3 protein-coding genes are annotated in these 7,452 nt (G+C 66.3%); 2 read left to right on the forward strand and 1 reads right to left on the reverse strand.

What is annotated here, in order from left to right:
* Nucleotides 1-4,224: SDR family NAD(P)-dependent oxidoreductase (locus tag ACRDUX_RS37890; RefSeq protein ID WP_526422200.1), on the forward strand; the 4,224-nt coding region annotated here is incomplete at its 5' end.
* Here the strand turns inward: ACRDUX_RS37890 and ACRDUX_RS37895 are convergent.
* Nucleotides 4,221-5,300, reverse strand: a complete 1,080-nt coding sequence (locus tag ACRDUX_RS37895) for an NAD(P)H-dependent amine dehydrogenase family protein (RefSeq protein WP_526422202.1) — start codon at nucleotides 5,298-5,300, stop codon at nucleotides 4,221-4,223. The genes ACRDUX_RS37890 and ACRDUX_RS37895 overlap by 4 nt on opposite strands.
* A 248-nt stretch (nucleotides 5,301-5,548) precedes the next feature.
* Here ACRDUX_RS37895 and ACRDUX_RS37900 point away from each other — a divergent pair, with 248 nt between their 5' ends.
* Entirely contained in the window at nucleotides 5,549-7,414 is a 1,866-nt protein-coding gene (locus ACRDUX_RS37900; protein ID WP_526422204.1) for an acyl-CoA dehydrogenase family protein, read from the forward strand.
* Nucleotides 7,415-7,452: the final 38 nt, after the last annotated feature.

Raw genomic sequence — 7,452 nt, forward strand, 5'->3', positions numbered from 1 at the left:
GAGGGCATCCGCTGCACCTGGCTGGAGACCAGCCACGCCTTCCACTCGGAACTGCTGGATCCGGTACTCGACGAATTCGAGGCGTACGCAGCGCAGCTGCAGTTCGCCGTCCCGACGTTGCCGCTGATCTGCAACCGCACCGGCGCGGTGCTCACGGCCCAAACCCCGCTCGACGCACAGTACTGGCGGCGACATTCCCGCCAGCCGGTGCAATTCGCCGAAAGTGTGCGCACCGTGGCGTGGCTGGGATGCTCGGTATTGATGGAACTCGGTCCGCAGCCGGTGCTGACCGGGACTGCGGTGCAGGTCTGGCCCGAACACCTGGCCGCTCCGCGGGCGATCGTCTCGCTGCGTAAGGGCGTTGGCGACCGGCGCCAGATCGCCGACGCGCTCGCCGCGGCCTACGTCGGCGGCCACCGACCCGATTTCGGTGCGCTGCAACGTCAACCAGGTCGCAGACTCGAATTGCCGACCTATCCATTCCAGCGCCGCCGCTTCTGGCCCAAGACGTCCGGCATCGCCGGTTCCGGTGTCCACGGTGAGTCGGTCTCTGGAATCCTCGGTAGCGCAAAGGACCTCGCCTCTGGTGACTCCGTCTACACCAGCAGGTTGTCCGTCAAGTCGCAGCCGTGGCTCTCCGACCACGTCATCTATGGCATCGTGGTCGTCCCAGGGGCGACGTACGCAGCGATGGCGTTGGCCGCCGTCGGTACCCCGGCGCGCGCGAAGGACGTCTTCTTCTACGAGCCGATCATCCTGCCCGAGAAGGCTTCTCGCGAGGTGCAGCTGACATTGCATCCGCTCGAGGACGGCAGCGGTTCGACATTCAAGGTGCACAGCCGCCCGTACGGTGAACGCGGCGCCGAATGGTCGTTGAACGCCGAAGGCAGTGTCGTCACCGGCCTCGACGACACAGCCGACGAGCCGGTGTCCGACCAGACCGATCCCGTCGACGCGGCCATCGAGCGACTGGACCGGATGCGTCCACAGGAGTTGTTCGAGACGTTCGCCGACCTGGAGCTGGCGTGGGGGCCGACCTGGTCCGGTTCCCTCAAGTCGCTGTGGCTCGGCGAAGGTGAGGCGATCGGCGACATCGTCGTCGGCGAAGAACTCGCCGAACAGCTCGGAAGCGAGCCGATGCACCCGGTGCTGATGGACCTGTGCACCGGCGTTGCCTTCCCAGCGTTCCCTGCACTTCTCGCGGCCGAACAGGGTGTGAGCGACCTGTTCCTGCCGTTGCGGTACGGGCAGGTGACGCTGCGCGAGAAGATGCCGCGCAGGTTCTACTGCCGCGCGAGGTGGCACGAAACAGGACTCGACAGCGAGACCCAGGTCTTCGATCTCGACTTCCTCGATCGGGACGGCCGCCAGCTAGGTGGAATCCGCGAGTTCACGGTCAAACGCGCGCCCCGCGAGGCGTTGTTGCGCGGGCTCGGCGGCGACGCCACTCGATTGCTGTACACCCTTGGCTGGCACGAGGTTCCGCCGCCACCGTCCGAAGACGGTGCCGAAAAAGTGGACGGCACCTGGCTGATCGCCGGATTCGACGAACTGGCCGCCAAGGTGCCTGGCTGCATCCCGTTCGATCGGGCTGGCGATCCGGAGAACTTGGGACAGCTGTTGACCCACGCTCATGAGCGTGGTCTGCCGTTCTCAGGCGTCGTCTGGCGTGCTACCGGCCGGAGCCAGGAGAACTCGAGCACGGCGGAGTCGAGCGCCGAAGTCGCCGAACGGATCGAAACCGAGCTCGCCAACCTGCTCAGCGCCGTGCACACCGTGCAGGGCGGCTCACAAAGTGGCGGAGTGAAACTGCCTGGCGGACTGTGGATCGTCACCGAACGGGCCGTGGCATGCGAATCCGGCGAGCCGGTCGACCCGGTGCAAGCGGCCCTCTGGGGATTCGGGCGCACGGCGATCAACGAGGAACCGGCGTTGCGCCTCAAACTGGTCGATTCCGACGGATCACAGGAGGCCGTACACGCACTGGCGAATCTGATCGCCAACCCGGACCCATCCATTCAGGAGCCGGAACTCGCACTGCGGCAAGGAAAACTGCTTGCCTCACGGTTGTTGCCGTGGGCACGCAGTGGACATCTCACGGTGCCGCGCGGGGGCGATTACGTCCTGGCGCCCACCGAACGCGGCGCGATCGACAACCTACGGCTGACCGAAAAGGACGTGCCGCCGCCGGACGAGGGCTACGTGCAGGTTCGGGTGGAGGCCTCGGGCCTCAACTTCCGGGACGTGCTCAACGTGCTCGGCCTCTACCCTGGCGATCCAGGACCGATCGGCGGGGACTTCGCGGGCGTCGTCACGCAGTTGGGCGGCGACGTCACCGAACTCGAGGTGGGCCAACGCGTCTACGGCTTCATGCAGGGCGCGTTCTCCAGCCGGTTCAACGTGCCCGCCCAGCTGCTGGCACCGATTCCCGACGGGGTGAGCGCGGTCGATGCGGCCACGATCCCCGCGGCGGCGCTCACGGTGCGGCTCGCGTTCGACTGGGCCCAGCTGCAGCCCGGTGACCGCGTGCTCATCCACGCCGCCAGTGGTGGCGTCGGGCTGGCTGCGATCCAGATGGCGCAGCAGCAGGGCGCCGTCGTCTTCGCCACGGCCAGCACCTACAAACGCGCGACGCTGCGCAAGATGGGCGTCAAGTACGTCTACGATTCGCGCACAACGGATTTCGCCGACCAGATCCTCATCGACACCGACGGCTCGGGTGTGGACGTAGTACTCAACAGCCTGACCAGTGAGGGGTTTCTCGAAGCGACCGTGCGGGCCACTGCCCAGAACGGCCGCTTCATCGAGATCGCCAAGCGCGACATCTGGACGCCGGAGCAGATGGCGGAGGCCCGCCCCGACATCGCCTACGAGATCGTGGCGCTGGATACGGTGACCATTCAGGAGCCCGAACGCATTCGCCGGTTGCTGACCGAGGTGTCGGCGGGGTTGGCCAAGGGTGAATGGACGCCACTGCCCGCGGAGATCTACCCGCTGACCGAGGCGAGGGCCGCGTTCCGCCGCATGCAGCAGGCGCGGCACATCGGAAAGATCGTGGTGCAGATTCCGAATCCGCTGCAGCCCCGGGCGGATCGGAGCTATCTGATCACCGGCGGTCTCGGCGCGATCGGTCTGCACACGGCGTCGTATCTGGCCCAGCTCGGTGCCGGTGACATCGTGTTGACCAGCCGCCGCGCGCCCGATGCGGACGCGCAACGGTTGATCGAAGATCTCACCGACCGCTACAAGTGCCGCATCAACGTCTTCACTGCCGATGTCGGCGAGGAGTCCGAGGTCGAGAAGCTGCTGGAGCGCATTCGCGCCGAGTTGCCCCCGCTCGCCGGAGTGGTGCATCTGGCCGGCGTGCTCGACGATGCGTTGCTATCGCAGCAGGACCTGGAGCGCTTCCGGACGACGTTGGCGCCCAAGGCCTTCGGTGCCATTCACTTGGACAGGTTGACGAGGGACGACGAGCTGGACTTCTTCATCGTGTCCTCCTCGGTGTCCAGCTTGTTCGGTTCACCCGGTCAGTCCAACTACGCGACTGCCAACGCGTTGCTCGACGGCCTGGTCGCACAAAGAAGGTCCCAAGGCCTGCCCGCCACCGGGGTCAACTTCGGCCCATGGGCCCAGGGTGGGATGGCCTCTTCGGAGGCCGCGACCGCCAATATCAGTGCACAGGGCCTGATTCCGCTGGAACCCTCGGCCGCCCTGAGCGCACTGGCCGAGGTCGTCGCCAACGGAACCGGCCAGGCCACCGTTATCAAGGCCAACTGGCAGCGGGCCGCGAAGGTGCTTGGCAGTTCCCGGCCACCGATTCTCGACCTGGTGTTGCCGAGTGCTGCGGGGGAGGTGACCGGTGACAGTGAGCTGCTTCGGCAGCTGCAGGAGATACCGGTGCCGCAGCGCGCGGGCTTCGTGACCGAATTCCTTCAGCGCGAGGTGCAGAACTTCCTGCGGCTCGCCTCGCCGCCGGCCGCCACGAATCGGTTCCTGGACCTGGGTACCGATTCGCTGATGGCCATCGAACTTCGCAACCGGCTGCACAGTCAGTTCGGCGGCGCGTTCACGATCAACGCGACCGCGGTGTTCGACTATCCGACCATCGGAGGGCTCGCCGAGTATCTCGTCGGTCAGCTGCCCGACGCGGAATCGTCGCCGGAGGCGGAGGCGCAACCCGACGCCGACGCGGAATCGCCTGCGGAGGAGGCGGAGGTCTCCTAAGCCCAGCGGGTCGCTTCGACCGCAGCGGGCAGCGGGGTGTGAAGCGGCACGTCGAGACCGTCGTAGATACCGGGCTTCTGGGTTGCCAGCCATTCGATGGCGCCGAGAAGTCGGTTGGCGGCCGTCGTGTTGCCGCCGTCGGCCCTGGTTCCACCAGGAACATCGGCGCGGCTGACGATGGTCAACTGCGGGTCGCCGTCGACGATCACGCGATGGTCGCCCACACCCTCATCCGGCTGCGGCCAGTGCGGCGCACATGACGGGTCGATGCGGGTGACGTGCTCGATGACGATGCGCTGCTTGCCGCCCGACCACCCGATGACCTTGAGGAAGAACGCGCCCTGGGTGCCCTTCTCGAAGCGACCCATCGCATTGTCGACCGACTCCTCAAGGGGTAGCCGCTCGACCTCCTCGGTGATCTCGTCGATCTCGAGGCCGAGACCGCGGCCGATGAGGCGGACGTTGCCGCCCCACACCATGGTCGGGATCGAGGGCAGCAGCATCATCGGCACCTCGTCCATCGATCCTCCGAAACCACACGACACCCGGACCGCATAAGGCTGGTCGTAGGTCGAGTAGTCGAAGATCTCCTGGCACCTGATGGTGCGGATCCGCGTGCACAGGCCCGCGGCGGTCACGGCCAGCGCGTCGTTGCCCCAGCCCGGGTCGACCCCGCTGACCAGGAGCGTTGACCCGCCCTCCTCGGCCGCCGCGGTGAGTCGGTCGACCCACTCCTTTGGTGCGGATCGCGGGTCGTAGAGGGAGTAGAGCGACGGCGTGACGACGTGCGCGCCCGAGCGCAGGCACCTTTCGATGTCGTTCACCGCGTCGTCGGGACGGATGTCGCCCGAGGCCATGTAGGCCACGGCGTCACAGTCCGCGAGCGCCGCATCGACGTCCGTCGTCGCGATCACGCCGGTGTCTTCGGCGAGGTTGGTGAACGTTGCCGCATCGCGGCCGGCCTTCTCCTGCGAGGAGGTGATGACGCCCGCCAGTCGCAACCCGGGGAAGCCGACCGCGGACCGGATCGCCGTCGACCCCATGTTGCCCGTCCCCCATACCACCACGCGCCTCATTCGCCCCACCCTAGCGGGCGTGCTGAAGCATCTAGTGGCGGACATCACATGGAGGCGAAAGCCCAGCTCACGGGTTATGAGCGACGGTATGGACCAGCCCGATCAACCGTCGGGTTGGTTAGCCAGCAGTAATTTGCTCGACACTGCTTTGCGATCAAGTTACCAGCCGGTATAGTTGGTGGGAGTTACTGGTGGGTAACTTAGCCCAAGTACCCAACCGCAGACGGCATTCTCATCGAGGAGGAAACGTGAGCCACTACAAGAGCAACGTCCGTGACCAGGTATTCAACCTGTTCGAGGTGTTCGGCGTAGACAAGGTTCTCGGCGAAGGCGCCTACGGCGATCTGGACGTGGACACGGCGCGCGAAATGCTCGCCGAGATCACCCGACTGGCCGAGGGCCCGATCGCCGATTCGTTCGCCGAGGGTGACCGCAACCCGCCGGTGTTCGATCCCGAGACGCACGCCATCACGCTGCCCGAGTCCTTCAAGAAGTCCGTCCGCACCATCACCGACGGCGGCTGGGACAAGATCGGCCTCGACGAGGAGCTCGGCGGCATGCCGATGCCGCGTGCGCTGCAGTGGGCGCTGATGGAGCACGTGCTCGGCGCCAACCCCGCCGTGTACATGTACTCGATGGGCGCGGGCTTCGCGAACATCTTCTACAACCAGGCCACCGAAGAGCAGAAGAAGTGGGCCGTGCTCGCGTCCGAGCGCGGTTGGACCTCCACCATGGTGCTCACCGAGCCCGACGCCGGATCCGACGTCGGCGCAGGCCGCACCAAGGCCGTCAAGCAGGAGGACGGCTCCTGGCACATCGACGGCGTCAAGCGCTTCATCACCTCCGGTGACGCCGATGACCTCGGCGAGAACATCCTGCACCTAGTGCTGGCCCGCCCCGAGGGCGCAGGACCGGGCACCAAGGGTCTGTCGCTGTTCTTCGTACCGAAGTTCCTCTTTGACTTCGAGACCGGCGAGCCCGGCGAGCGCAACGGCGTCTTCGTCACCAACGTCGAGCACAAGATGGGTCTCAAGGTCTCCGCGACCTGCGAGCTGTCCCTCGGCCAGCACGGCGTGCCCGCCAAGGGCTGGCTGGTCGGCGAGGTGCACAACGGCATCGCGCAGATGTTCGAGGTCATCGAGGGCGCCCGGATGATGGTGGGCACCAAGGCCATTGCCACGCTGTCGACCGGTTACCTCAACGCGCTCGAGTACGCCAAGTCCCGCATCCAGGGTGCCGACCTGACCCAGATGACGGACAAGACCGCGCCCCGTGTGAGCATCACGCACCACCCGGACGTCCGTCGCAGCCTGATGACCCAGAAGGCCTACGCCGAGGGCCTGCGCGCGCTGTACCTCTACACCGCGACGTTCCAGGACGCCGCCGTGGCCAAGACCGTGCACGACGTGGATGCCGAGCTGGCGACCAAGGTCAACGACCTGCTGCTGCCGATCGTCAAGGGTGTCGGCTCCGAGCAGGCGTACGCCAAGCTCACCGAGAGCCTGCAGACCTTCGGTGGTTCCGGCTTCCTGCAGGACTACCCGATCGAGCAGTACATCCGCGACGCCAAGATCGACTCGCTCTACGAGGGCACCACGGCCATCCAGGCGCAGGACTTCTTCTTCCGCAAGATCGTCCGCGACAAGGGTGTGGCGCTGGGCTACGTCGCAAACGAGATCGAGCAGTTCGTCAAGAACGAGGCGGGCAACGGCCGGTTGAAGGCCGAGCGCGCGCTGCTGGCGACCGCGCTGGCTGACGTACAGGGCATGGCCGCCACGCTGACCGGCTACCTGATGTCGGCGCAGGAGGACTCCAAGAACATCTACAAGGTGGGCCTTGGTTCCGTGCGCTTCCTCATGAGCGTCGGCGATCTGGTGCTCGGCTGGCTCCTGCTCAAGCAGTCCGCCGTCGCCATCGCGGCACTCGATGCCGGAGCCGGGCTGCCGGCGACATCCAGCCAGGGCGCCACCGATGCCGACAAGTCGTTCTACGAGGGCAAGATCGCCGTGGCGTCGTTCTTCGCGAAGAGCTTCCTGCCGCTGCTGACCAGCACGCGTCTGGTGCTCGACAACATCGACAACGACGTGATGGAGCTCGACGAGGCCTCGTTCTAGAACCTCTCGCATCGAGTGGCCAGTTGTCGCACGTGAAT

The organism is Mycobacterium sp., assembly GCF_050701675.1.
Classification (GTDB): Bacteria; Actinomycetota; Actinomycetes; order Mycobacteriales; family Mycobacteriaceae; genus Mycobacterium.